Below are 24,604 nucleotides of genomic sequence, written 5' to 3' on the forward strand. Positions count from 1 at the left end.
GGTCGATTGCGCGAATACGATGCGGCTTACAACTTAAATTCAACGTAAGTTACCGACATAATTGGAAAAACTGTCGCGATGCATGCTATTTGGGCAATCAAATTTTAAAACGTTTCACCTAGGGTGTCCGCCGCATCAGGGGAACTCTGAATGAAGCCTCCAAGCCCGAACACCGTGCCGACGGATGTTTATCTGTCGTTCGTCAGTTCGCTTTTCGGAAACCGTAAAACGCTGTTTACGGGGGTGGCTGTCCATATCCTGACATATGTCATCGTCTTCCTGAGCACGCGCGCGAACATCTATCTCGCTCTTTGCCTGGCTTTCGCAGCCGTCTTTGCATTGCGGATGTATTCGTTCTGGCTCTTCGACGTGGCCGACAAGCATAGTTTCACGCGCGCCGACATCGCCCGCTGGGAAACGCGCTATGTGATCGGCGCGGCGGCAACGGCGTCCATCCTCGGCATCGGCAGCGGCTATGCCATTCTGATCGTGCAGGATCCGCTAGCCGAATTCATCTGTATCGCCGTGACGATGGCGTCGATGGTGTCGATCGTCGGCCGCAACTACGGTTCGCAGAAGGCGATCGATCTCCAGACGCTCGCCTGTTGCCTGCCCATCATCATCGCCTGCCTGATGTCGCAGCAGCTCTACAAGGCCGTGGTTTCCATCATGCTCGTGCCGTTCGGCCTGACGACACGCGCGATGGCAAACGGTGTGCGGGAGTTTCTCTACAAGAATGTCATCGCGTCACGCGAGATCTCGCAGATCGCCGACCGGTTCGATACGGCGCTCAACAATATGACGCATGGCCTGTTCATGCTGGACGCCCATAACCGCATCCTCGTGGTCAACCGCAAGGCATGCGAACTGCTGAATTTCTCACATCAGGAACAGCTCAAGGATTGCGAGTTCGATGTCGTGCTGCGCTACGGCGCACGTCATGCCTTCATCGACGGGTCGCTGCCGGGGCTCATTCAGCGGCAAATGGCGCAGCTCGTCAGCGGCACGCTGTCGCGCACGCTGATTCAGTTCAACGAAGATCAGTTTCTGGAATTTTCAGCCAGCCGCCGCGCCGATGGTGTCGTCATCCTGATTTTCGAGGATGTGACGGTGCGCATCCGGGCAGAGCGCAAGATCCTGCACATGGTGCGCTACGACCCTCTGACGGGATTGCCGAACCGCGAATATTTCGTCGAGATGGTCAAGGAAAAGCTGGCTGCGCGCGGCAATGAAGGCCAGATCGGCATTCTGGTTCTCGATGTCGACGACTTCAAGCACGTCAACGATACCAAGGGTCATGTGACTGGAGATCGCTTGCTGGTCGCCATCGCGGAACGCCTGAAGCAGCTTGCGGGGACCACCGCGCTTGCGGCGCGCCTGGTCGGCGATCAATTCGTGCTGTTCTTCCCGAATGAGGACAACGCTCCCGATATAGACAGCCGTGTGCGTGCACTCCATGCTGCCATGTCCGGCAGCTACGATGTCGACGACAATAGTTTGCGGATTTCGTTCAGCAGCGGCTATGTGACCATGTCGAGCCGCGAATTCCGGCCCGAGGAGTGGCAGATCAAGGCCGATCTGGCACTGTTCGATGCCAAGCTGCGGCTACGCGGCGGCTGCAGCGCCTTCGAGCAGGAGATGGATGCACGCTATGTCGAGCGGCAGAAGCTGAAGGATGATTTGCGCGAGGCGGTGGAAGCCGGCAACCTTCAGGCCGTATACCAGCCCATGTTCACGCCGGATGGTTCCCGCATCGATTGCTGCGAGGCCTTGGCGCGCTGGGTCCATCCGGAAAAAGGCGCGATTCCTCCCAATATCTTCGTGCAGATCGCCGAGGAGATGGGCATTGTTGGCGGCATCACCCGCTTCATGATCAACCAGGCCTGCCGGGATTGCGTCTCATGGCCGGCGCCGGTTGCGGTTTCGGTCAATCTTTCGGCGCAGGACCTGCGCAGCAACGATATCGTCGGTATCGTCCTGGAAGCGCTCGAAGCCTCGGGGCTGGAGCCTTCGCGGCTGCATCTCGAAGTCACCGAAAGCTGCCTGATGGATGAAGTGGCGACGGTGCGCTCCATCCTCGCCGATCTGCGCGCCAAGGGCATCACCATCGCGATCGACGATTTCGGCACGGGCTTTTCCAGCTTGAGCTATCTCGATTCCTTGCCTGTCGATGTCGTCAAGATCGATCGGTCCTTCGTTCGCGACATCACGACCGATAGCCGCCGCTTCAAGCTTCTATGCGGCATCGTCGATCTCTCCCGCGCCCTCAGCCTCCACATCGTCATCGAGGGAGTGGAGACGCTGGAACAGCTGGCGCTCATTGTCGAGAAGAACTTGGCCGATATCATCCAGGGCTACGTGTTTTCCGCCCCTGTATCCCGAGAGCAAGTTGTCGGAATGGTGGAGAGTCTCAGCCGGCGCCAGTCAGGCCCGAGGCAGGATCACGTCGCCTGACATGCCTTAAGGTCTTCGACCTCATGCCGCGCTAGCCGCCATGGCCCGGGGAAACGAGGGGCCGGATTTACTGGCCGCTGCCTATGCCAAGATTAGTCATAGCCTGCTTTACAGCAACGTAAACTCGGGCGTTTTGCTGAAGCAAAATCTATACCGGTATTCGTCAAAAAAATTAACCTTAATGAACGATTGGTTAATTAAATCTAAAACAAATATTGATCAAATTTTCGGTTAATACCATTAATGTTTCGTTAACCATCACGGAACATTCATCATGACGCATATGAGTACTTTACAAAACAGCTTCGCCGGCAAGCTGATGGAGGTGCTCGATCACGTGGAATACCGCCGGATCGAAAGCAGCGAGGACATGGAGGATGTCGCGCGGCTACGCTACAAGGCCTACAAGGCGCGCGAAGTCTTGCCGGTGGCGGCCAAAAACCTGATCGACGACATCGATTTCGATGATCACGCCTATATTTTCGGGGTCTACTACTACGAGGAGCTGGTGAGCACGGTGCGAATACACCATGTCACGCCGGATCATCGGGTGTGCCAGTCTACCGGCATTTTCCCCGAGGAGATTCACGCCTTCCTCGATGCCGGCATGACGTTGATCGATCCCGCGCGCTTTGCCGTGGATCCTGATCTCGAACTGGAATTGCCGGCTTTGCCCTACCTGACGCTGAGGCCGGCCATCGTGGGTGCCATCTATTTCAATACGGATCGGGTGATGCAGCATATTCGCCCGGCACATGCGGCTTTCTACAAACGGGTCTTCTATGCCGATACGGTCGTGCCGCCGCGCATGACCAAGACTTACGGTTTCGAGCTGACGCTTCTGGCATCGCGGTCGAAGGAAATTCGCGGCAAGCTGATGCAGCGATATCCGTTTTTCGATTCCGAACCTTACGAGCGGCGCATGATGTTTTCCCGCCAAGAAGATTTCGGCACCCCGCCCTTGACCATCCTGCCGACGGCACGGCTGGCGAGCGGCGGTCGACGCGACATTCGCGGGCAGTTTGGCTAGAGCAATTCCAGCAAAAGTGCGCCTCGGTTTTGCGGCCGGAATTAGTTGGAGCAAAGAGATGGAGCATTTCCGTTCAAAAACGGAAATGCTCTGAGCTGCGCACCGATGCGACCTTCTCGTGCATTGCATTTTCCCTCGCTTTGTGTAACCCCTCGGTAGAGGATATTTGGCTGTGGCATCTCGCTATTTGATGCCGCAGCTTTTGAGGACAATCTCCTGCCGCCAGCGAGCTATAAGGCATGTCGGGGGAGAGGATTGAGGGGAGATTTTTTGAATGGCCGAACATCATACTGGACCCGCGGAAACTGGTGCTCCCATGGACTACAGGGAGCATGAAAAGACCTATAACGGCTTCCTTTTCGTCGCCAGGGTCGGATCGGCGATCATTGCCGCGCTTTTGATTGGAATGGCTGCCGGTTTCTTCGGCCACGCCGGCCTGTTCGGCGGCTTTGCCATTTTTGTCGTTCTTGCGATCGTTGGCGGTTTTCTCGTGCGCTGATCGACGCTGGGCTGTTTCGCCCGCGCTTTCCCTGAAATTCTGACCTGATTTCGCAGGTTCTTGCGCTGCTGTATCCAGCGGGGCTGTCGTTTGATGCGAGGTGTTGTCGTTGGGCAATCTGGTTTTTGTCGGCAAGGAAACCGTAGGGGATGAAACGCGCGTCGCGGCATCCGTCGAGAGTGTCAAGAAGATGAGAAGTCTCGGCTTCGATGTGGTCATCGAGGCCGGCGCCGGGGCTTCCGCCCGCATTCCTGACAGCGAATACGAGGCCATGGGCGCACGCATCGGCACCGCGAAGGATGCCAAGCGAGCGGATGTGATCCTCAAGGTCAGGCGGCCGACGAGCAAGGAAATTTCCGGCTACAAGAGCGGCGCGATCGTTATCGCCATCATGGATCCCTATGGCAACGAGGCTGCTCTCGTCGAGATGGCGCGCGCCGGACTGACGAGCTTTGCCATGGAGCTGATGCCACGCATCACGCGGGCGCAGTCGATGGACGTCCTGTCGTCGCAGGCCAATCTCGCCGGTTATCAGGCGGTCATCGAGGCTGCCGCAATCTATGACCGGGCATTGCCGATGATGATGACCGCAGCCGGCACCGTGCCGGCGGCTAAGGTATTCGTCATGGGCGCCGGTGTTGCCGGCCTGCAGGCGATCGCCACGGCCCGGCGCCTGGGTGCCCTGGTCTCGGGTACCGACGTGCGTCCGGCTGCCAAGGAGCAGGTTGCCTCGCTCGGCGCGAAATTCATCGCCGTCGAGGACGAAGAGTTCAAGGCGGCGGAGACCGCTGGCGGCTACGCCAAGGAAATGTCGAAAGAGTATCAGGCCAAGCAGGCAGCGCTCGTGGCGGAGCACATCGCCAAGCAGGATATCATCATCACCACGGCGCTGATCCCGGGCCGGCCGGCACCGAGGCTTGTCAGCCGCGACATGCTGAAGGCGATGCGGCCTGGCGCGGTCGCGGTCGATCTTGCCGTCGAGCGTGGCGGCAATATCGAGGGCGCCGAATACAACACCATCGCGGATGTCGAAGGCGTCAAGGTGGTCGGATATCCGAACATGGCCGGACGAATTCCGGCAAGCGCGTCGGCTCTTTATGCCAAGAACCTCGTCACCTTCCTGGAAACGATGGTGGACAAGGACAGCAAGAGCCTCGGCCTCAATCGCGCCGACGAGCTGATCAAGGCGACGATGCTGACCGATGGCGGCGAAGTCGTGCACCCGAATTTCGTCGATCCCGATCAGCCGACGGTCAAAAAGGGAGATCTCTGAGATGGCCAGCCAAGCAATGGACCAGGCACTCCAGCAACTGAATGACGCCGTGACCGCCGTCACGACGGCCGCCGCACAGGCGCCCGAAGTCGCGAGCGCCGCAACGGGCGGGGTGATCGATCCCTTCGTGTTTCAGTTCGCGATCTTCGTGCTGGCGATCTTCGTGGGTTACTATGTGGTCTGGTCGGTGACGCCGGCTCTGCACACGCCGCTGATGGCGGTGACGAATGCAATCTCCTCGGTCATCGTCGTCGGCGCATTGCTGGCGGTCGGTATCTCCGCCAGCGGCCTGGCCACGGGGTTCGGCTTCGTCGCGCTGGTGCTGGTGTCGGTCAACATCTTCGGCGGCTTCCTCGTCACACAGCGCATGCTGGCGATGTACCGCAAGAAGGACAAGTGAGGCCGGCATGACCAATATCGCAGCTTTCCTCTATCTCGTCTCCGGTGTGCTGTTCGTTCTGGCACTGCGCGGCCTTTCGCACCCCGCGACCAGCCGGCGCGGCAATCTCTACGGCATGGTGGGCATGGGGATCGCCATCGTCACCACGCTGGTGCTGGCAACCCCGTCCTTCGGCGGTCTGGTGCTGATCATCCTCGGTCTTGCCATTGGCGGCGGGGCAGGCGCCTATATCGCCCGCGTCATCCCGATGACCTCGATGCCGCAGCTTGTGGCCGGCTTCCACTCGCTGGTGGGTCTTGCCGCTGTTTTGGTGGCGGCATCGGCGCTCTATACGCCCTCTTCCTTCGGTATCGGCAATATCGGCTCGATCCATACGGAAGCGCGCGTCGAGATGGCGATCGGTGCGGCGATCGGCGCGCTGACCTTCACGGGTTCTATCATTGCTTTCCTGAAGCTCGACGGGCGCATGTCCGGCAAGCCGATCATGCTGCCCTTCCGGCACGTCATCAACGCCGCGCTGCTGGTTCTCATCGTCTTTTTCATCGTCGGCCTTGCCGTCAGCGAAAGCCATTTCGATTTCTGGGCAATCATCGTCCTGTCGCTGGCGCTCGGCGTGCTGCTGATCGTGCCGATCGGTGGCGCGGACATGCCTGTCGTCGTGTCGATGCTGAATTCCTATTCGGGATGGGCGGCGGCCGGTATCGGCTTCACGCTCGGTAATCTGGCGCTGATCATCACCGGCGCGCTCGTCGGTTCTTCCGGCGCGATCCTGTCCTACATCATGTGCAAAGGCATGAACCGCTCTTTCGTCTCGGTCATCCTTGGCGGCTTTGGCGGAGAGACGGCATCCGGCGGCGCTGATAATTCCGACAAGTCCGTCAAGCTCGGCTCGGCCGAGGATGCCGCCTATCTCATGGCGAATGCTTCCAAGGTCATCATCGTGCCGGGTTATGGCATGGCGGTCGCACAGGCACAGCATGCGTTGCGCGAGATGGCGGACAGGCTGAAGGCGCATGGCGTGGAGGTGAAATACGCCATCCACCCCGTTGCCGGCCGCATGCCTGGCCATATGAACGTGCTGCTTGCCGAAGCCAACGTGCCCTATGACGAGGTGTTCGAGCTCGAGGACATCAACTCGGAATTCGCCCAGGCCGATGTCGCCTACGTCATCGGCGCCAACGACGTCACCAATCCGGCGGCGCGCGACGACAAGACTTCGCCGATCTACGGCATGCCGATCCTCGACGTCGACAAGGCGAAGACCTGCCTCTTCGTCAAGCGCTCGCTTGGCTCCGGCTATGCCGGCATCGACAATACGCTGTTCTACAAGGACGGCACGATGATGCTGCTGGGCGATGCCAAGAAGGTGACCGAGGAAATCGTCAAGGCGATGAACGAGTAAAGGCGTTCACCTCCCATTCGGATTGCCTGCCTATGCCCGTTCGCGCTCGCGCTCCATCGTGTTGCGCGGGGCGATCAGTATCCAGACGAGGCCGCCGGGGCGGAAATCGATCTCGACGCTGCCGCTGAAGGACGCGGCGGCATGGGTCTTCGTCACGGTGGTGCCGAAGCCGGTCTCGGTCGGAGGCTTGACGGGCGGACCGCCGCTTTCCGTCCATGTGACTCGGATCATTGGTCCGCTGTCGCCGGCTTCATTCGCCCACTCGATGGCGATCCTGCCTTCAGGGGCAGAAAGCGCACCGTATTTCACCGAATTCGTCGCAAGCTCATGCAGGATCAGCCCAAGGTTTTGCACGGCTTCGGGCTTCAGCAGAAAGTCGTTGCCCAGGACGTCGAGTTGCTGCGGGCCTTGCAGAAAGGTGGCGAGATGGATGTCGATCACCCGGCGCAGCGAAACGCCCGACCATTGTTCGCTGGTCAGCACTTCGATCGATCGAGCCAATCCCTCCAGCCGGTCGGCGACGGCACGCTGGAAGGTATCGACACTATCCGTCTGCCGCGCGAGCTGACGGGTCATCGCCTGGGCAAGCGCCAGCAGGTTCTTGGTGCGGTGGACGAGCTCATGCATGACGAAATGCAGCCGGTCTTCCGTGACGCTGCGATCGAAGGATGCATTGGAAAGCGCGACGGCCACCTGGTTGGCTTCGACAACGCTGGTTTCGACCGGGGCGACGATCTCGCCGCGGCCCATGCGGTCTGCCATGTCAGCAATGCTCTGTATGGTGGTCCGCACCTGGCGCGCCAGGGCATAGACGGCGATCAACGCCACCAGCAGCAAGGTGACGCCGCCGTAGATCAGGAAGCGCCAGGTGCTCATCAGCGAGGATTGTGCCGAGGCGACAGGCCCCCAGACGACCGCTTTCCATGACCATCCGGAGATCTGGGCATAGCCAAGCAGCGAGTGCGGCAGGACCTTGTCATCCTGATAGACGCCGCTCGATGCAATCAGCTTGGAGAGAATTTCCTTGTTGAACACGTCGCCCGGCGCGTGGATCGTCGGCCCGCCGGCGGCAACGACATGGCCCGATTTGTCGAGGACCGCTGCCGACCAGCCCGGCGGCAAAGCCTCCGTAGAGATGAGCTTGGCAAGATCATCGGCATCCTGGGTTATGGCCAGGGCGGCGCCTGCCGGTGAATGTTCGAGCGGCAAGGTGACGTTATAGACCCACCGGTGGATGGTTGAGCCCACGAAGACGTCGGAGGTTTCGATGCGCCCGGAATCGAGCGCGGATTGCAGCGCAGTGATATTGCCCGTCTTGCCGAGCGGCTTGCTAAGAGGCCAGCGGGTGTTCAGCCTGATATCGCCATCCTTGTTCATCAGCAGGACGAAGAGGGAATCGGTGCGCAAGACCGTCTCCGTCCGGGCGAAGAAGGTGGCTATGTCGTTTTGCTCCAGCTCCGGTGAAGAGGAAAGCAGTCGCAGCGTCGTCGCCATGTCCTGCAATTGCCGATCGATGACGCGCGCCAGAGCCTGGGCGTCCTGAACGGTATCGCCCTTCAATGCGTCGCGCTCATTGTCTTCGAGCTGAACCAGGAGCAAGGCGACAAAGGCCAGAATAGGCAAGGCGATCGCCAGTGCGATGGCGATCAGATAAGCCCCAATTGACGCCTTAGGGAAATGTGGCTTCCTCATGGTGCGATCAACCGATCGTAACTCCATGACGATGGGAAACATTGGCAAAAGCGGAAAGATTGGTTCTCGTCGTCATGCCAAGCGCCCCCATGCCTAGTCCCGAGCTACATGCTCTCGAAGCGCCCATGTTAGGGCGCGGTAAATTACCTTGCAACATCTGAAAAGTCATTGCCGCGAAATCATAAGCGATCTCGGATATTTACGACCATAAAGATGTATTCCTGCGGTTGCGGCAACCGTGCCTTCTTCCGGGTCAGTCAAAGCGGGACAGGCGGAAAGGCGAGAGTTGCGGGGCTTTGCAGCCGTCGAGGATTTCCTCGGCGGCAAGCAGTCCGACGAGTGGTGCCAGCGTTACGCCGGAGTGAAGAACGGCGAGATAGAGGCCCGGTACCGCATCGACGCCCCCGAGGATCGGAAAACCATCCTTCGGCGTCGGCCGATAGCCGATGGTATGAAAATCGAGCGTCAGTGCCTCGCCGCCTTTCAATGCTGCCCTGACCTTGGCGAAGAGCTCAGCTGCGGCTTTCTCCGGTTGGTCTCCGGGATTGGTGCCGCCGAAATCGCTGCCGGCGATGATCCGCCCCTCCGCCGTCTGGCGCATGTGCAGTTCCGGCGCCATCACCAGGCCATTCAGCAGTTTGGGAGCGGGCAGGGAGTGGACGATGAGGCCCGGCGGTGTTTCGAGCGGCACATCGATATCCACCGATGCGGCGAGCGCTGCTGTGCCGGCGCCAGCGGCCAGAACGACATGATCGGCAGTTATAACGCCCTGGCTAGTTTCGACGCCGATGATCTTGGCATTATCCCTCAGCAGGCGGGTGACCTCGACGCCGGACAATAGTGTCGCGCCGTGGCGCTCTGCATCTTCCAGCAGCAGCGCGGCGGCTGCGACGGGCTCGACCGCGCCTTCCTCAGCGACATGCAGCGCGTAGTCCGGCGGGGAGGCAAGGCTCGGTTCGATCATTGCACTGGTGGCGCGATTGACAGGCTGTATGCCGTAGCCCCAGCCGTGATGCTGAGCCGCATAGGCGTCCAGCTCCACCTCGGGGAGATCCCAGCTCAATCCGCCGCACCAGGACAGCGGCAGGCCCGGCACCTCCGCCGCCAGTCGCGACCATTCGGCCATGGAGCGATGCCTGAGCCGGAAATAGAACTCCGGATTGCCCCAGCTCGCATTGATCCAGGCGAAGGAATTGGGCGTCGCCACGCCGCCGATCTTTCCGGCAATCACCGTGACTTCAGCGCCCTTGCGCTGGAGGTGCCAGGCGATGGAAGCGCCGATAATTCCGGCGCCGATGACGATGACTTTCTGGGGGGAGGGCATATCGCTGTCTCGTTCGGATGGGGTGCCTCAAGACTAGGCGTTCATCGGCGCAAAGAAAAGCCGCCGGGCGAAGCATCGCCGGCGGCCGAATGTCCTATTGTGGTGCGACCTTTATCAGGCGCCGGCGCCTACGCGCGCCAGGCCATCTCTGGCTGGCTGATAGTTGGGATCGAGATTGACCGCGTGCTGGTAGGAGCGGCGGGCTTTCGCCTTGTCACCCTTGCGCTCATAGACGAAGGCCTGATTTGCCCAGGATTCGGCGACCTTGTTGTTCAGATCGATGGCGTGGTTGAAATCGGCGAAGGCATTGTCGTCGTCATTCTGCGCGAGATAGGAAATGCCGCGGCTGTTGTAGGGCTCCGGCGAGTTCGGCGACAGCGAGATTGCCTTCGAGAAATCGTCAATCGCCTTGTCCTGCTGATTGCGCTTCTGGAAGATCACGCCGCGGCCATTATAGGCGCGGCCATCCGTCGTTCCCAGGCTGATGGCCTTGGAATAGTCGTTGAAGGCATCGTTGTCGCGGCCTGCCTGGCGATAGAGATTGCCACGGCCGATATAGGCGACATCGTAGTTGCCGTTGATCTGCAGCGCTGCATTATAGTCGGCGACCGCTTCCGGCAGCTTGCCCATGTTGCGGTAGATGAGCGCGCGGTTGGCGTAAGCCTGATAGAACTTCGGATTGAGCTGGATCGCCTGATTGAAGTCCCCAAGGGCGCGGTTGAAATCACCGCCACGGCCGTAAGCGGTGCCGCGTACGTTATAGCCTTCCGGATCCTGGGGATTGGCGTTGATGACCGAGGTCAGCGAAGCAATATTTTCCGAGGAGCCCTGCGCCTTGTCGATGCGTATGACGCTATCGGTTGAGGCGGTCTGGCAGCCGGAAAGGCTGATTGCGGCAAAAATTGCCAAAGCCGGCAGAGCCGCGGCGCGCTTCGAAACACGGGAGGAGAGGCTCGAAGTGCGGAACTGTACGAAAGTCGTCATTGCCATTATCGGGTTCGCTTTCCCCATGCGTCATATCAGTCTGTTCTGATTTAATCCGATTTGCGCAGAGAATAAATCAAAAAGGCGGCGGCGAACGACTCGCCCCCGCCACACATACATCTGAAAACGTCCAAAAAACGGCGATTACTTGGCAACCAAGCCTTCGCGCTGAGCACGCTTGCGGGCAAGCTTGCGAACGCGACGAACAGCTTCGGCCTTTTCGCGAGCACGCTTCTGCGACGGCTTCTCGTAATAATCGCGCATCTTCATTTCGCGGAAAATACCTTCGCGCTGCATCTTCTTCTTGAGAGCGCGGAGAGCCTGGTCAACATTGTTATCGCGGACAAGTACCTGCACGAGAATCACGTTCCTTTGGTTTGTTGTTACCAACGGCGACGGCGGCGCCTGGAGGCAAAAAAATAACGTTCGCGCAGCCGTAGCCTTGCGATTGGTTAGGCGGGATAGCAGATCGGTTTGTCAAAGTCTAGCCAGATCGTGAGTTTGCCGGGGAAAAAGCGGCTTGTCGAGGGCTGAATTGGCCCGATAAAGCCATCGCCGCCTCATGATGGTTCTGGCATGAGAATGTGATTTTCGGTGTTTTGCGACACTGACATGCCTGCGCGATGATTCTGGATCACAGTCATTTGTGCGCTACTGCCATTGCCCGATTCCCACCGTGAGATGGTGCAAAGGGGGAGCTACTTTATGGAACCACTCGACTTGGCTTCCGCCGGAAAACTCGGTGCCGCGCTCATGCTTGCTTTCGTCGCTCTTGCCGTAACTCCTGCGCCTGCTGCATCAGGCGAAGTGCATTTCGGTAGGAATGTCCGGGTCGGCGATCATGATTTTTCGCACCAGACTTTTGACAGCAAGCATCGCGCGCAAATTTATCTTTACAACCATAAGCCGCAGAAGCCAGGATGTGTCTGGCGCAGCGACGGCCGTGGTGGCCGGGTGGAGGTTTGTCACCTGCAGCGCAAGTAGGATGGACTGGGGATTATGAGCGATAAGACGATGCCGACGAGCGTTCGATATTACGGACGCCTCACATATGCTGGAATAGCGGTTGTTTTGATAAATCAAGGGGTGAACTGGGATAGGACGGCCAGTCGTCTTGCCGAAGCACCATTGGCCTTCACGATTTTACAGATTGCGATTCTTTGCATCCAAATCTTTTGGGTTTGGCTGGTTGTCCGTAAACGGGCGAACTGGGCGCGTTGGGTGACACTTGGCGGGCAATTCGCTATGATATTTATCATTGGTTTCGGCTTCGGCGTACTCGCTATTAGAGGTCACGCTGAGGGAACGGTTTTCGAATTGATTATGCTAATTTTGATGACCTCGTTTTATTTGTTTGGCGCCTGTCTTCTTTTTACGCGTGACGCAACAATGTGGTTTGTTCCCCAACGGGCATGAATTCGGCCATATCGGCGCAGACTCCGCAGATGACTTGACGTTGTTGTTCGCCCATTCTTTTTGACCGTGTCGAAAGACGGTCCTGAATGCGTCGCAAAAGAGCCGTTGTGTCGGTTTTTGATTTGCGATCTGTATGAGCCATAAAAGGGCGTCATGCCTGAAGGAGTTGAGGGCGAATGCGTAAATACTCGGTTTTTGCCGTGGCAAGGGAAGCGATGCGGGCTCACAAGGGCTGGGAGGCCCAATGGACCTCGCCGGAGCCGCGCAAGGAGTATGACGTCATCATCGTCGGCGCCGGCGGTCATGGCCTGGGCGCGGCCTACTATCTCGCCAAGGAGCATGGCATCACCAATATTGCCGTGATCGAAAAGGGCTGGCTCGGCGGCGGCAATACCGGCCGCAACACCACGATCATTCGCTCGAACTATCTCTATGAAGAGAGCATGCACATCTACGAGCATTCGATGAAGCTCTGGGAGGGGCTTTCGCAGGATCTCAACTACAACGTCATGTATTCGCCGCGTGGCGTGATGATGCTGTCGCACAATGTGCACGACCAGCAGTCCTTCAAGCGGCATATCCACGCCAACCGCCTCTATGGCATCGACAATGAGTGGCTGACGCCGGAGCAGGCGAAGGCTTTTTGTCCGCCGCTCGATATCTCCAAGACGGCCCGCTATCCGATCAATGGCGCTGCCCTGCAGCGTCGCGGCGGTACGGCGCGGCACGATGCCGTCGCCTGGGGCTTTGCCCGTGCGGCGGCCGATCGCGGCGTCCACATCATCCAGAACTGCGAAGTGACCGGCATCCGCCGCGGGCCGGATGGTCGCGTGACCGGCGTCGACACGAGCAAGGGCTTCATTGGCGCCAAGAAGGTCGGCGTTTCAGCCGCTGGCCACACCACGGTGGTCATGCAGATGGCCGGCGTGCGCGTGCCGCTGCAGTCGAGCCCGCTGCAGGCGCTGGTGTCCGAGCCGCTGAAGCCGATCTTCCCCTGCGTTGTCATGTCGAACACGGTGCATGCCTATATCTCGCAGTCCGACAAGGGCGAGCTCGTCATCGGCGCCGGCACGGACCAGTATAATTCCTACAGCCAGACGGGCGGTCTGCAGATCATCACCCATACGCTGGATGCCATCTGCGAGCTCTTCCCGATGTTCCGCCGCGTGAAGATGATGCGCTCCTGGGGCGGCATCGTCGACAATACGCCGGATCGTTCGGCCATCCAGTCGAAGACGCCGGTGCCGGGGCTCTACGTCAATTGCGGCTGGGGCACGGGCGGGTTTAAGGCAACGCCCGGTTCGGCAAATCTCTTTGCGCACCTCATCGCCCGCGACGAGCCGCACAAGTTCAATGCCGGGCTCAATCTGGATCGCTTCCGCACTGGTCGCCTGATCGACGAGGCCGCGGCTGCCGCCGTGGCGCATTGATGCAGGCGGCGGTCGGGATCGCTCTTGCGGCGGGGCTTTCGCTTCCGGCAGGAACGGTCGCGACCGAAGTCAGCGATCTCTTGCCAGGGGTCAAGGATTTTCGCATGCAGGTGATCCATAAGGCGCAGAACGAGACGGAATGGCCCTTCGTGGCCGACAGCGGAACGCTTTTGTGTGCCAAGGTGCTGAACAAACCGGTGGTTTATTTCGTGCCGAAGCAGACGCCGGAGGTGCCAAGGGCATTCGCACTGGATACGGATCTGTTCGGAATGAGCATGGCCAATCTGGGAATGACCTACGTGCTGAAACCCTATGGTTCGCTGGAAGCACTGCTGAAGCGCATAACGCCTTTCGTCATCATGGGACGGCGGCTCTGCGCACAGCCTCCCGGTACAAGCCTTTCGGGCTCCGAGCTTTAACACAGGTAGAAAACGATGCTGCTGATTTACTGCCCCTATTGCGAGGAAGAGCGTTCGGAACTCGAATTCCGCAACGCCGGTGACGCGCATATCGTGCGGCCGGCCAACATTGCCGGGATCTCGGACGAAGAATTCGAGGAATATTTCTTCCTGCGCGACAATCCGAAGGGCCTGATCTTCGAACGCTGGCGGCACATCCATGGCTGCGGCCGCTTCTTCAATGCGGCGCGCGACACCGTGAGCGACCATTTCTACCGCACCTACAAGGCTGGCGAGCCGAAGCCGGATCCGGCTTCGCTCAAGCCTGGCATTGGCGAGCCGATGGCACAGCAACAGAACGAACAAGAACAGACGGCACAAAAAGAGGGATTTGCTGAATGAGCGGCGCCAATCGTATTGCGGGCAAGGGGCGTTTGACGCCGGCCAGAACCGCCCGCTTCACCTTTGACGGCAAAAGCTACACGGCGCTTGAAGGCGATACCGTCGCCTCCGCGCTGCTTGCCAATGGCGTTCATCTCGTCGGCCGGTCATTCAAATACCACCGCCCGCGCGGTATTCTTTCGGCCGGAGCCGAGGAGCCGAATGCGTTGCTCGATATTTCCCGCGATGCGGCGCGGCGCCAGCCGAATGTGCGTGCCAGCGTGCAGGAGGTCTTCGATGGTATGAAGGCGCAGTCGCAGAACCGCTGGCCATCGCTCGCCTTCGATGTCGGCGGCGTCAACAATCTTGCCTCGCCTTTCTTTGCTGCCGGCTTCTACTACAAGACCTTCATGTGGCCGAAGGCGGCCTGGAAGCATATCTATGAACCCTTGATCCGTCGTGCGGCCGGCCTCGGTGTCGCGCCGACGGAAGAGGATCCGGATCACTATGCCAGCCGCTATGCGCATTGCGATGTGCTCGTTGTCGGCGCCGGCATTTCCGGCCTGTCGGCGGCATTGGCCGCTGCCGAAACGGGCGCAAAGGTCATTCTCTGCGACGAGCAGGCGGAAGCCGGCGGCGCACTGCGCTTCGACACCGGCGTCAAGATTGATGGTGTCGAGGGCTACGTCTGGGCGCAAGGGATCGTCGCCAGGCTCAAGGCCATGCCGAATGTCGAGGTGCTGACCCGCACGACCGCCTTCGGTTATTACAACCACAATTTCTTCGGGCTGGCCGAGCGGGTGACCGATCATCTGGCGAAGCCCGGCCGTAATCTGCCGCGAGAACGCCTGTGGCAGGTCCGCGCCAAGCGGGCAATCCTGGCGACCGGCGCCATCGAGCGCCACATGGTGTTTCCGAACAATGACCGTCCGGGCATCATGCTGGCGTCTGCGGCGCGCGCCTATCTCAACCATTACGGCGTCGCCGTCGGTGCGAAGATCGGCGTCTATACCGCGCATGATTCCGCCTATGAAGCCGCCTTCGATCTGAAGCGCGCCGGTGTCTCCGTCGTCGCCATCGTCGATAGTCGCGCTCGCCCGAGCGAGGCTGTACTGGCCGAGGCAAAGCGGCTCGGCATCGAGGTGATGGCCGATTACGCTGTGGTTGACACCTCAGGCAAGCTCCGCGTCTCCTCCATGACGGTTTTGCGCAATGGCAGCTCCGCCACCCGCAAGATTGCGATCGACGCGCTGCTGGTGTCGTCAGGCTGGACGCCGTCGGTGCATCTGTTCTCGCAGTCGCGCGGCAAGTTGAAATTCGATGCGGAGAAGCAGCGCTTCCTGCCTGGCACCTATGTTCAGGATTGCCTTTCCGTCGGCGCATGCAACGGCACGGACGGGCTGCAGGCGGCGATCGAGGAATCACTGGCGGCCGGCGAGCTGATGGCCCGCGCCACCGGCAGCACCAATGGCGGCGAGAAAATCCAGCTTCAGGCAGAGCAGGCTTTCGAATGGACCGGCGGTATGATCGGTGCGGCCGAAGGCGCCGGACCGGACACGAATGCCAAGGCTTTCGTCGATTTCCAGCATGACGTTTGCGCCAAGGATATCCGCCTTGCCGTGCGCGAGGGCATGCATTCCATCGAGCATATCAAGCGCTTCACCACCAACGGCATGGCCTCCGACCAGGGCAAGCTTTCCAACATGCACGGGCTGGCGATTGCCGCCGAAATGTTGGGCAAGGATATTCCGCAGGTTGGCCTCACCACCTTCCGCGCGCCCTATACGCCCGTCACCTACGGCACGCTGATCAGCCATTCGCGCGGATCTCTGTTCGATCCCGCCCGCAAGACGCCGATGCATGCCTGGGAAGAGGCGTATGGCGCGATCTTCGAGGATGTCGGCAACTGGAAGCGTGCCTGGTTCTACCCTCGCGCTGGCGAGACCATGCATGAGGCCGTCAATCGCGAGTGCCGCACGGCGCGTGATGTGGCCGGCGTGTTCGATGCCTCGACACTCGGCAAGATCGAAGTGGTCGGGCCGGATGCGGCCGAGTTCTTGAACCTGATCTACACCAATGCCTGGGATACGCTGAAGCCCGGCCGCTGCCGCTACGGCATCATGACCCGCGAGGATGGCTTCGTTTATGATGACGGTGTCGTCGGGCGCCTGGCCGATGACCGCTTCCATGTGACAACCACGACTGGCGGCGCGCCGCGCGTGCTGCATCATATGGAAGATTATCTCCAGACTGAATTCCCGCATCTGAAGGTGTGGCTGACCTCGACGACCGAGCAATGGGCCGTCATCGCCGTACAGGGTCCGAAGGCGCGCGAAATCATCGAGCCGCTGGTCGAGGGGCAGGATCTTTCCAACGAGGCCTTCCCGCATATGAGCGTGGCTGAGTGCAAGGTCTGCGGCGTGCCGGCCCGGCTGTTCCGCGTCTCCTTCACCGGTGAAGTCGGCTACGAAATCAACGTGCCGGCCGATTATGGCCAGTCTGTTCTGGAAGCCGTCTGGGCCCGGGCCGAGCCGCTGGGCGCTTGCGCCTACGGCACTGAGACCATGCACGTGCTGCGCGCGGAGAAGGGCTACATCATCGTCGGCCAGGATACCGACGGCACAGTGACGCCAGATGATGCCGGTCTTTCCTGGGCCGTTTCCAAGAAGAAGACCGATTTCGTCGGCATTCGCGGCTTGAAGCGACCCGATCTTATCAAGGAAGGCCGCAAGCAGCTCGTCGGCCTCGTCACGCGGGACCCGAAGGTGGTGCTGGAGGAAGGCGCGCAGATCGTCGCCGATCCGAACGAGCAGAAGCCGATGACCATGCTTGGCCATGTCACTTCGGCCTACTGGTCGGAAAATCTCGGCCGCTCCATCGCCTTCGCGCTGGTCGCCGGCGGTCGCGAGCGCATGGGCAAGACGCTCTATGTGCCGATGCCGGACAAGACGATATCAGTCGAGGTGACGGATCTGGTGTTCTTTGACAAGGAAGGAGGCCGGATCAATGGCTGATATCGCTGCCCGTAAACTGCCGCTCGCCGGCCGCCATGGCGGTTCTTCCACCGTCCGCCTAACGCCGGCCGCACCCGCAAGCCGCATTGCGCTGCGGGCGCCGGCTGATTCCATCGGCGGGCTTTCGCAGGCGCTCGGCCTGCAAGTGCCGAACCGGCCGAAGACTTCGGCCAGCGTTAACGGGCGTCATGCGCTCTGGCTCGGCCCGGATGAATGGCTCGTCATCGATGAGAATGGCGCGGATCTGGTCGGTCTTGCGGCAGCGGCCGGTGTGTTGCATTCGGCGACCGATGTCTCGCATCGCAACACCGCTATTATCGTCTCCGGTCCCGGAGCCGAGGCAACGATCTCGGGCGGCTGCCCGCAGGATCTTTCGCTTGAGGCCTTTCCGGTCGGCGCCTGCTCGCGCACGCTGCTCGGCAAGGTCGAAGTCGTGATCCTGCGTCTCGATGCGGAAACTTTCCGCGTCGAAGTCTGGCGCTCGTTTTCCGATTATGCCTTCGGCCTTCTGAGTGAAGCCGCGGAGGATGCGGGTCTTTAGGCTCGACAGGCCTTCGCGGGTAGAGCCAACGCAAAATCGGGTCAAGGCATGACAACCACGGCTGATGGCAATCGATCTTGTTTGCCATCAGTTTCGGTCACATATTGGTTGTATCGGCGAGGTCGAAATACTCACCTTCAACCGGCGCACTGGGACGCGCGACACAAAGGTCATGCCCATGGGCTCTGACAAAGACGGCCTTGAAGTTGATTCCAAGTCGTGGACGGGCACGGGATCTGCTGAAAGCGGTTTCGGAAAGACAGAAAACTCAGAATTCTCTTGGCGAGAAGCTCTTTCTTTCGACAGGGTTCTGAAATTCATGTTTTTTCTGACTGCCAGTCAGATATTAATTACGGCGATTCTTCACGTTGCTTACCATTTCTTCGATGGGACACTCAGCCCAAATATCGACTCTGTGGTGAACGAGCTATTTTTCAGCGGATCGCATTTTTCATATAATCTGAAGATCAAGTTGGAAATCTGCGGCGCTATCATTCTTATCAAAGCAATTGCTCTTCTGATCCGAAGAACCACCCGGCTCTTGCAACGGTTTTAAGATTCCTCCGGCCGATCCTTCGGATCGAACTGCGATATGGTCGTCCATGTCGCAGTTAGCGCCGGCTTGCGCTCGTTCTCGATTTCGACCGTCACATCATAGGTCAGCATCAGCATATTGGCGCCGCGCAGCCGGGTTTCGGCAAGGTTGAAGCGGCCGCGCACGCGTGCGCCGCACTTCACTGGCGACATGAAGCGGATCTTTTCGAAGCCGTAGTTGATGCCCATGATCTGCTCGCGGATCTTCGGCAGGGCGCTGTAGTTCATCGCCGAGAGCAGTGAAAGCGTCAGAAAGCCGTGGGCGATGGTGCCGCCATAGGGCGTTTCCGCCTTGGCGCGTTCCGGATCGACATGGATGAACTGGTGGTCGTGCGTCGCATCGGCGAAGGTGTCGATCATCGTCTGGTCGACTTCGATCCAATCGGAGACGCCGATCTCCGTTCCCACACATTTCATGATCTCAACAAGTGAGGTATCGCCGGGCATTCCATCCTCGTCTATCTAAAGGGCCACTGGCCCTTTCTGGCGAATTGGGACGGAAAGTGCAACCGGCGTCAGGATTCGACGAAGAAACCGACGGAGCGGGCGGGGATCGTGATCTGCTCACCGGCTGATGTTTCACCGGCAGGGCTCAGTTGCGACCAGTCGCCTTTTTCGGATGGCGGCAGAGTGGCGTGGAGCTCATCGGCGGTTCGATTGAACAGCATGGCAAGGCGTGTCGGCCGGCCGGCATTGCGGTCCTGTGTCTCGATCGCCATGCCGAGCACACCGGCTGCCGGCGCATCCCAGTCCGGCACGGTCATCGGCGTACCCGCGGCCGAAAACCAGACGACGTCGCCGTCTCCCTTGAAGAAATCCATATCGCTGAAAGCGCTGAAACGGCGGCGCAGGCCGGCAAGCCACGCGGTGTGACCGATCAGCTCGTCGTCCAGCGTCTTCCAGTCCATCCAGGTGATGGCATTGTCCTGGCAATAGGCGTTGTTGTTGCCTTGCTGGGTGCGGCCGCCTTCGTCACCTGATGTCAGCATGATCGTTCCGCGTGTGGCAAACAGCGTCGAAAGCATGGCTTTGATGTCGGCACGGCGGCTGTTCTGGATGGCCTGGTCGTCTGTCTTGCCTTCGACACCATTGTTCCAGGAGAAATTCTCGTTGTGGCCGTCGCGATTGTTCTCGCCATTGGCTTCATTGTGCTTGCCGGCGTAGGAGACGATGTCCATCAGCGTGAAACCGTCATGGGCGGCGAGGAAGTTAACGCTGCGCGTCTGCGTGCGGCCGTCGCGACCGAAGATGGAAGAGGAGCCAGCAAGGATGGTTGCGAGATCGCCAATCCTGATGTCGTTGCGCCAGAAGCGGCGCAGGTCGTCGCGAGCGCGGTCGTTCCATTCGAGAAAGGGTGCCGGAAAATTTCCCAGTTGATAGCCGCCGGGACCGATGTCCCATGGTTCGGCGATGAGGATGCGATCCTGCAACACCTCATCCGCCAGCATGGTGCGCAGCGTGACGCTTTCGGGATCGAACCCCTTGCTGCCGCGCCCGATCACCGGGGCGAGGTCGAAACGGAAACCGTCGATGCCAGCGTGCTGGACGAAATGGCGCAGGCTGTCGATGATCAGCCTGCGCGTCGCCGGCTGGTCGCAGGCGACGGTGTTGCCGGTGCCGGTATCGTTGACCAGCGTGCCGGGCTGATCCGGCAGGCTGCGGAAATAGGTGGGGTTGTCGAGGCCGCGCAGCGACAACGTCGGCCCCTGGCGGTCGCTTTCGCCGGTGTGATTGAAGACGAGATCGAGGATGACGGCGATCCCTTCGGCGTGAAGGGCCGCGACCGTCTCGCGTAATTCCTTGATGCCGCCGGGCACGAGGCGCGGGTCGAGCGCCATGAAGCCGACGGGATTATAGCCCCAGCCATTGGTAAGGCCGAGCGGCGGCAGGTGACGTTCGTCGATCCAGGCGGTGATCGGCATCAGTTCGACGGCATTCACCCCTAGGCGTTTGAGGTGTGCGATGACGGAGGGATGAGCGAGGGCACCGAGCGTGCCCCGCTGCTTCGCCGGCACATCCGGGTGCAGCATGGTGAAGGGCCTGACGGCGATCTCATAGATCAGCCCGCCCGGCTGAAACAACGGCTTGGCGGGGGCAACGGCGACATCGCGCGAGACGATCGCTTTCGGCATGAGATCGCGCGTATCTTCGCCGACTATTCCCAGACGCGGATCATATTGGAAGGCTCGGTCGATCTCCCGGGCGTAGGGGTCGATCAGCAGTTTCGAAGGGTCGAACCACAGGCCGCGATCAGGGTCGTAAGTACCGTGGGCGCGCAGGCCGTAGCGCATGCCCTGCTTGGCGTGCTTGACGAAAACACGATGCTCATCGCCATCGCGGACCAATGGCAGCCGCACGACTTCCTTCTTGCCCTCCGCATCGAACACGCAAAGCTCGATCCGCTCGGCATTCCGGGACCAAACGGCAAATTCGGCGCCCGTATCGGTGAGAGTAGCGCCAAGGGAGCGGATCGTCGGCTCTGACATGCTCGGGCTTTCCGGATGGCTGGAGTTCGTCCCCTCTCCCTGCTTGCGGGGAGAGGGCTAGGGTGAGGGGCCGAGCGTCCTGCAAAGCTCTGAGGCCGCCGCAAATCCTGAGAAAGCCCCTCATCCGACCAGTCGCTACCTCACGTCGTTCGGAAGCGACTGGCCACCTTCTCCCCGCATATGCAGGGAGAAGGGGCTTAGGCCTTGGTTCAGGTAATAACCGTCGGCTCGGCGCGGCCGGTGCGGCCCTTGATATCGGCGATATCCTGGGCTGCGGTGATGAGGTCGGCGAGCGCTTCCTGCGTTTCGATATTGTGACGGGTCGAATCGGGCTCGTAGCGTTCGATGTAGACGCGCAGCGTCGCGCCCGTCGTGCCGGTGCCAGAGAGGCGGAAGACGACGCGGGAGCCGCCCTCGAACAGAATGCGGATGCCCTGATGCTGGCTGACCGACTTGTCGACCGGATCGTGATAGGCGAAGTCATCGGCGGCAGAAACGGTGAGATCGCCAAATTTCGTGCCCGGCAGCGTCGGCAGCTTTTCGCGCAGCGCTGTAATCAGGCCATTGGCCGCATCGGTGTCGACGCCTTCATAGTCGTGGCGGGAATAATAGTTGCGGCCGTAGGTAGCCCAATGCTGCGTGACGATGTCGATCACGCTTTCGCCACGTACTGCGAGAATGTTGAGCCAGAGCAGCACGGCCCATAGGCCGTCCTTTTCGCGGACGTGATTGGAGCCCGTGCCGGAGCTTTCTTCGCCGCAGATCGTCGCCATGCCGGCATCGAGCAGGTTGCCGAAGAATTTCCAGCCCGTCGGCGTCTCGTACATGCCGATGCCGCGCTTTTCGGCGACGCGGTCGGCAGCGCCGCTGGTCGGCATGGAGCGGGCAATGCCGGCGATGCCGTGCGAATAGCCGGGCGCCAGGTTGGCGTTGGCGGCCAGAATCGCCAGGCTGTCCGACGGCGTAACGTAGATGCCCTTGCCGATAATCAGGTTGCGGTCGCCGTCACCGTCCGATGCTGCGCCGAAATCGGGCGCATCGTCACCCATCATCTCGTCGTAAAGCTCCTTGCAGTGGACGAGGTTCGGGTCAGGGTGGTGGCCGCCGAAGTCAGGCAGCGGCAGGAAGTTGCGCACCGAGCCGTCGGGCGCGCCAAGGCGGATCTCGAAGATCTCCTTGGCATAGGGGCCGGTGACCGCGCTCATGGCATCGAAGTGCAGGCGGAAACCGAGGCTGATCAGGTTGCGGATGGCGCCGAAATCGAACAGCTCCTCCATCAGCGCCGCATAGTCTTCGACGGGATCGATGACCGAAACAATCATCCCGCCGACATCTTCGCGTGCGATGCGGTCAAGATTGATGTCCGGGAAATCGGCGATCTTGTAGCTGTCGATGACCTTGGAACGCTCGAAAATGGCGTCGGTGATCTTTTCCGGAGCCGGGCCGCCATTGCCGATATTGTACTTGATGCCGAAGTCTTCGGTCGGGCCGCCTGGATTGTGGCTGGCCGACAGGATGATGCCGCCGAAGGCCTTGTATTTGCGGATGATGTTCGAGGCTGCGGGCGTCGAGAGGATGCCGCCCTTGCCGACCATCACCTTGCCGAAGCCATTTGCGGCGGCCATCTTGATGGCCTTCTGGATGACATCGCGATTGTAGTAACGACCGTCGCCGCCGATGACCAGGGTCTTGCCCTGATAGCCTTCGAGCGAATCGAAAATCGACTGGATGAAGTTTTCCGCGTAATTCGGCTGCTGGAATTCGGGAACCTTCTTTCGCAGGCCGGAAGTACCGGGTTTCTGATCCGCGTAGGGGGTAGTGGATACGGTTTTAATCATCGGGTTAAGCGCCTCTCGAGACTAGACTGGAGTAGAGAGCGGCGTAGCGTTCTGCGCTCCTGCCCCAGGATACGTCGGATTTCATGCCCTGCTTTTGCATCTGCGTCCAGACCTTTCGATCCTGGAAAAGATGCATGGCTCGGCGCATCGCCTGTAGCAACCCCTCGGCGGTGACGGGCGAAAACTGAATGCCGGTTGCGACCTTGGCCTGCAGCGCGGCGTGGTTGGCGTCGACAATGGTATCGTTGAGGCCGCCCGTGCGGGCTACGATCGGCAAGCAGCCATAACGTAAGCCATAAAGCTGCGTGAGGCCACAGGGTTCGAAGCGCGAGGGGATGATAATCGCGTCGCAGCCGGCCTGCATCAGATGTGACATCGGCTCGTTATAGCCGGCCGATACGCCGATACGGCCGCGATGGCGGCCGGCTGCGGCAAATAGCGCACCTTCCAGCGCAGCGTCGCCGGCGCCCAATATGGCAAGCTTGCCGCCCATCTGGACGATCTCGCCGGCAATGCTGGCAAGGAGGTCCATGCCCTTTTGCCAGGTGAGGCGGCTGACGACGCAGAAGATCGGTCCGTCATCGCTATCAAGTCCGAAATGTTCGGTCACGCGTTGGCGGTTGACGATGCGGTCCTTCAGCGTTGCAGCGCTATAGGTCTGCGCGATCATCGGATCGGTCGCGGGATTCCAGACATCGTCGTCAATGCCGTTGACGATGCCGTGCAGGCTGCTTGTCCTGCTGGCAATGACGCCTTCGAGACCCATGCCGAATTCCGGGGTCAGGATTTCCTCGGCATAGGACGGGCTGACGGTTGTCAGTGCATGGGCCGTCTGCAAACCGCCCTTCAGAAAGCCGACATCGCCATAATATTCGACGCCTTCCATGGAAAAGGCGTGCGCGGGCAGGCGCAGGCCGGGAAAGATATCGGGACCGAACTGGCCCTGGAAGGCAATGTTGTGGATGGTAAGCACGCTCGGCAATTCCGGCGTCGCAGAGTAGCGCATGTAGACCGGCACCATGGCCGACTGCCAGTCATGCGCATGCACCAGATCGGGTTGCCAGCCGGGCAGGCGGCCGGCGGCGATTTCCGCAGCGGCCAGCGACAAGGCGGCAAAACGCCGCCAGTTGTCGGGATAATCCTTGCCCATCGCATCGACATAGGGTCCGCCAGTGCGATTGTAATAGGCCGGCGCATCCAGAACGAGGAAGGAAATGCCGGCATGCTCGACTTCCAGCAGGGTCGCCTTTTCGCCGAGCAGATCCGCGAACTCGAAACGGATCACGGGGTCGCGGATCGCTTTCAGGACCGCGGGATAGCCTGGAATGAGGGTCTTGGTCTCGACGCCGAAGGGTTTCAGCGCGATAGGCAGGGCGCCGGCCACATCGGCCAGCCCCCCTGTCTTGATCAGAGGGAAGACTTCGGACGAAACCGAGAGGACCTTCATC

Annotated in this window: 22 protein-coding genes; 14 read left to right on the plus strand and 8 right to left on the minus strand. The window is 60.2% G+C overall.

Annotated features, from left to right (window positions below; genetic code table 11):
• Window positions 1-150 precede the first annotated feature (150 nt).
• From A6U86_RS31170 to A6U86_RS31195, 6 genes are all read left to right on the plus strand, one after another.
• Window positions 151-2,454, plus strand: a complete 2,304-nt coding sequence (locus A6U86_RS31170) for a bifunctional diguanylate cyclase/phosphodiesterase (protein WP_068399985.1) — start codon at window positions 151-153, stop codon at window positions 2,452-2,454.
• Between the two features lie 274 nt (window positions 2,455-2,728).
• Complete coding sequence (locus A6U86_RS31175) at window positions 2,729-3,484, plus strand: hypothetical protein (protein ID WP_068399988.1); 756 nt, start codon at window positions 2,729-2,731, stop codon at window positions 3,482-3,484.
• Between the two features lie 274 nt (window positions 3,485-3,758).
• On the plus strand, window positions 3,759-3,983 hold the full coding sequence (locus tag A6U86_RS31180; RefSeq protein WP_068399992.1) for an aa3-type cytochrome c oxidase subunit IV: 225 nt from the start codon (window positions 3,759-3,761) through the stop codon (window positions 3,981-3,983).
• Window positions 3,984-4,092: 109 nt separating this feature from the next.
• Window positions 4,093-5,256, plus strand: coding sequence for a Re/Si-specific NAD(P)(+) transhydrogenase subunit alpha (locus tag A6U86_RS31185; RefSeq protein ID WP_068399995.1), 1,164 nt, complete (start codon window positions 4,093-4,095; stop codon window positions 5,254-5,256).
• A 1-nt stretch (window position 5,257) separates the two neighbouring features.
• Window positions 5,258-5,656 (plus strand): proton-translocating transhydrogenase family protein, encoded by a 399-nt coding sequence (locus A6U86_RS31190; RefSeq protein WP_068399999.1) that lies wholly within the window; start codon window positions 5,258-5,260, stop codon window positions 5,654-5,656.
• Between the two features lie 7 nt (window positions 5,657-5,663).
• Entirely contained in the window at window positions 5,664-7,058 is a 1,395-nt protein-coding gene (locus A6U86_RS31195) for an NAD(P)(+) transhydrogenase (Re/Si-specific) subunit beta (RefSeq protein WP_068400002.1), read from the plus strand.
• Between the two features lie 30 nt (window positions 7,059-7,088).
• On the opposite strand, the gene A6U86_RS31200 is transcribed toward A6U86_RS31195, so the two are convergent.
• From A6U86_RS31200 to rpsU, 4 genes are all read right to left on the minus strand, one after another.
• On the minus strand, window positions 7,089-8,750 hold the full coding sequence (locus A6U86_RS31200; RefSeq protein WP_068400511.1) for a sensor histidine kinase: 1,662 nt from the start codon (window positions 8,748-8,750) through the stop codon (window positions 7,089-7,091).
• A 253-nt stretch (window positions 8,751-9,003) separates the two neighbouring features.
• The gene (locus A6U86_RS31205) at window positions 9,004-10,074 is read right to left on the minus strand and encodes an FAD-binding oxidoreductase (protein ID WP_068400005.1); all 1,071 of its coding nucleotides are present in this window, start codon (window positions 10,072-10,074) and stop codon (window positions 9,004-9,006) included.
• A gap of 114 nt (window positions 10,075-10,188) precedes the next feature.
• A complete protein-coding gene (locus A6U86_RS31210; protein WP_068400008.1) occupies window positions 10,189-11,064 on the minus strand; it encodes a tetratricopeptide repeat protein in 876 nt (291 codons plus the stop codon).
• Between the two features lie 138 nt (window positions 11,065-11,202).
• A complete protein-coding gene (rpsU, locus tag A6U86_RS31215) occupies window positions 11,203-11,415 on the minus strand; it encodes a 30S ribosomal protein S21 (protein WP_004117638.1) in 213 nt (70 codons plus the stop codon).
• A gap of 348 nt (window positions 11,416-11,763) precedes the next feature.
• On the opposite strand from rpsU, the gene A6U86_RS31220 reads away from it, so the two are divergent.
• The 8 genes from A6U86_RS31220 (at window position 11,764) to A6U86_RS31255 (ending at window position 18,794) form a co-directional block, all read left to right on the plus strand.
• A complete protein-coding gene (locus A6U86_RS31220) occupies window positions 11,764-12,042 on the plus strand; it encodes a hypothetical protein (RefSeq protein WP_068400011.1) in 279 nt (92 codons plus the stop codon).
• A 15-nt stretch (window positions 12,043-12,057) separates the two neighbouring features.
• Window positions 12,058-12,474, plus strand: coding sequence for a hypothetical protein (locus A6U86_RS31225; protein WP_068400013.1), 417 nt, complete (start codon window positions 12,058-12,060; stop codon window positions 12,472-12,474).
• A gap of 176 nt (window positions 12,475-12,650) precedes the next feature.
• Complete coding sequence (locus A6U86_RS31230) at window positions 12,651-13,904, plus strand: sarcosine oxidase subunit beta family protein (RefSeq protein ID WP_068400018.1); 1,254 nt, start codon at window positions 12,651-12,653, stop codon at window positions 13,902-13,904.
• The gene (locus A6U86_RS31235) at window positions 13,904-14,323 is read left to right on the plus strand and encodes a hypothetical protein (RefSeq protein WP_068400021.1); all 420 of its coding nucleotides are present in this window, start codon (window positions 13,904-13,906) and stop codon (window positions 14,321-14,323) included. The genes A6U86_RS31230 and A6U86_RS31235 overlap by 1 nt, the downstream gene beginning before the upstream one ends.
• A 15-nt stretch (window positions 14,324-14,338) precedes the next feature.
• Complete coding sequence (locus A6U86_RS31240) at window positions 14,339-14,704, plus strand: sarcosine oxidase subunit delta (RefSeq protein ID WP_068400024.1); 366 nt, start codon at window positions 14,339-14,341, stop codon at window positions 14,702-14,704.
• Window positions 14,701-17,697 (plus strand): sarcosine oxidase subunit alpha, encoded by a 2,997-nt coding sequence (locus tag A6U86_RS31245; protein ID WP_068400025.1) that lies wholly within the window; start codon window positions 14,701-14,703, stop codon window positions 17,695-17,697. The genes A6U86_RS31240 and A6U86_RS31245 overlap by 4 nt, the downstream gene beginning before the upstream one ends.
• Window positions 17,690-18,238 carry a sarcosine oxidase subunit gamma gene (locus tag A6U86_RS31250; protein WP_068400028.1) on the plus strand — a complete coding sequence of 183 codons (549 nt, stop codon included), beginning with the start codon at window positions 17,690-17,692 and terminating at the stop codon, window positions 18,236-18,238. The genes A6U86_RS31245 and A6U86_RS31250 overlap by 8 nt, the downstream gene beginning before the upstream one ends.
• A gap of 64 nt (window positions 18,239-18,302) precedes the next feature.
• Entirely contained in the window at window positions 18,303-18,794 is a 492-nt protein-coding gene (locus A6U86_RS31255; protein WP_068400031.1) for a hypothetical protein, read from the plus strand.
• On the opposite strand, the gene A6U86_RS31260 is transcribed toward A6U86_RS31255, so the two are convergent.
• The 4 genes from A6U86_RS31260 to glgA all read right to left on the minus strand — a co-directional run bounded on the left by A6U86_RS31260 (window position 18,791) and on the right by glgA (window position 24,603).
• Complete coding sequence (locus A6U86_RS31260) at window positions 18,791-19,279, minus strand: MaoC family dehydratase (protein WP_068400034.1); 489 nt, start codon at window positions 19,277-19,279, stop codon at window positions 18,791-18,793. The two genes, A6U86_RS31255 and A6U86_RS31260, sit on opposite strands and share 4 nt — an antisense overlap.
• Window positions 19,280-19,347: 68 nt before the next feature.
• On the minus strand, window positions 19,348-21,318 hold the full coding sequence (gene glgX, locus A6U86_RS31265) for a glycogen debranching protein GlgX (RefSeq protein ID WP_068400037.1): 1,971 nt from the start codon (window positions 21,316-21,318) through the stop codon (window positions 19,348-19,350).
• A gap of 209 nt (window positions 21,319-21,527) precedes the next feature.
• On the minus strand, window positions 21,528-23,156 hold the full coding sequence (locus A6U86_RS31270; protein ID WP_068400040.1) for an alpha-D-glucose phosphate-specific phosphoglucomutase: 1,629 nt from the start codon (window positions 23,154-23,156) through the stop codon (window positions 21,528-21,530).
• 4 nt (window positions 23,157-23,160) lie between these two features.
• The gene (gene glgA / locus A6U86_RS31275; protein ID WP_068400043.1) at window positions 23,161-24,603 is read right to left on the minus strand and encodes a glycogen synthase GlgA; all 1,443 of its coding nucleotides are present in this window, start codon (window positions 24,601-24,603) and stop codon (window positions 23,161-23,163) included.
• Window position 24,604: the final 1 nt, after the last annotated feature.

It is taken from the genome of Rhizobium sp. AC27/96, from assembly GCF_001692325.1.
Lineage (GTDB): Bacteria > Pseudomonadota > Alphaproteobacteria > Rhizobiales > Rhizobiaceae > Rhizobium.

Coding starts and splice junctions, on each gene's coding strand:
- A6U86_RS31170 (WP_068399985.1), top strand. CDS start 151: ATGAAGCCTCCAAGCCCGAACACCGTGCCGACGGATGTTTATCTGTCG.
- A6U86_RS31175 (WP_068399988.1), top strand. CDS start 2,729: ATGACGCATATGAGTACTTTACAAAACAGCTTCGCCGGCAAGCTGATG.
- A6U86_RS31180 (WP_068399992.1), top strand. CDS start 3,759: ATGGCCGAACATCATACTGGACCCGCGGAAACTGGTGCTCCCATGGAC.
- A6U86_RS31190 (WP_068399999.1), top strand. CDS start 5,258: ATGGCCAGCCAAGCAATGGACCAGGCACTCCAGCAACTGAATGACGCC.
- A6U86_RS31195 (WP_068400002.1), top strand. CDS start 5,664: ATGACCAATATCGCAGCTTTCCTCTATCTCGTCTCCGGTGTGCTGTTC.
- A6U86_RS31200 (WP_068400511.1), bottom strand. CDS start 8,750: ATGAGGAAGCCACATTTCCCTAAGGCGTCAATTGGGGCTTATCTGATC.
- A6U86_RS31205 (WP_068400005.1), bottom strand. CDS start 10,074: ATGCCCTCCCCCCAGAAAGTCATCGTCATCGGCGCCGGAATTATCGGC.
- A6U86_RS31210 (WP_068400008.1), bottom strand. CDS start 11,064: ATGGCAATGACGACTTTCGTACAGTTCCGCACTTCGAGCCTCTCCTCC.
- A6U86_RS31220 (WP_068400011.1), top strand. CDS start 11,764: ATGGAACCACTCGACTTGGCTTCCGCCGGAAAACTCGGTGCCGCGCTC.
- A6U86_RS31225 (WP_068400013.1), top strand. CDS start 12,058: ATGAGCGATAAGACGATGCCGACGAGCGTTCGATATTACGGACGCCTC.
- A6U86_RS31230 (WP_068400018.1), top strand. CDS start 12,651: ATGCGTAAATACTCGGTTTTTGCCGTGGCAAGGGAAGCGATGCGGGCT.
- A6U86_RS31235 (WP_068400021.1), top strand. CDS start 13,904: ATGCAGGCGGCGGTCGGGATCGCTCTTGCGGCGGGGCTTTCGCTTCCG.
- A6U86_RS31240 (WP_068400024.1), top strand. CDS start 14,339: ATGCTGCTGATTTACTGCCCCTATTGCGAGGAAGAGCGTTCGGAACTC.
- A6U86_RS31245 (WP_068400025.1), top strand. CDS start 14,701: ATGAGCGGCGCCAATCGTATTGCGGGCAAGGGGCGTTTGACGCCGGCC.
- A6U86_RS31250 (WP_068400028.1), top strand. CDS start 17,690: ATGGCTGATATCGCTGCCCGTAAACTGCCGCTCGCCGGCCGCCATGGC.
- A6U86_RS31255 (WP_068400031.1), top strand. CDS start 18,303: ATGGCAATCGATCTTGTTTGCCATCAGTTTCGGTCACATATTGGTTGT.
- A6U86_RS31260 (WP_068400034.1), bottom strand. CDS start 19,279: ATGCCCGGCGATACCTCACTTGTTGAGATCATGAAATGTGTGGGAACG.
- glgX (WP_068400037.1), bottom strand. CDS start 21,318: ATGTCAGAGCCGACGATCCGCTCCCTTGGCGCTACTCTCACCGATACG.
- A6U86_RS31270 (WP_068400040.1), bottom strand. CDS start 23,156: ATGATTAAAACCGTATCCACTACCCCCTACGCGGATCAGAAACCCGGT.
- glgA (WP_068400043.1), bottom strand. CDS start 24,603: ATGAAGGTCCTCTCGGTTTCGTCCGAAGTCTTCCCTCTGATCAAGACA.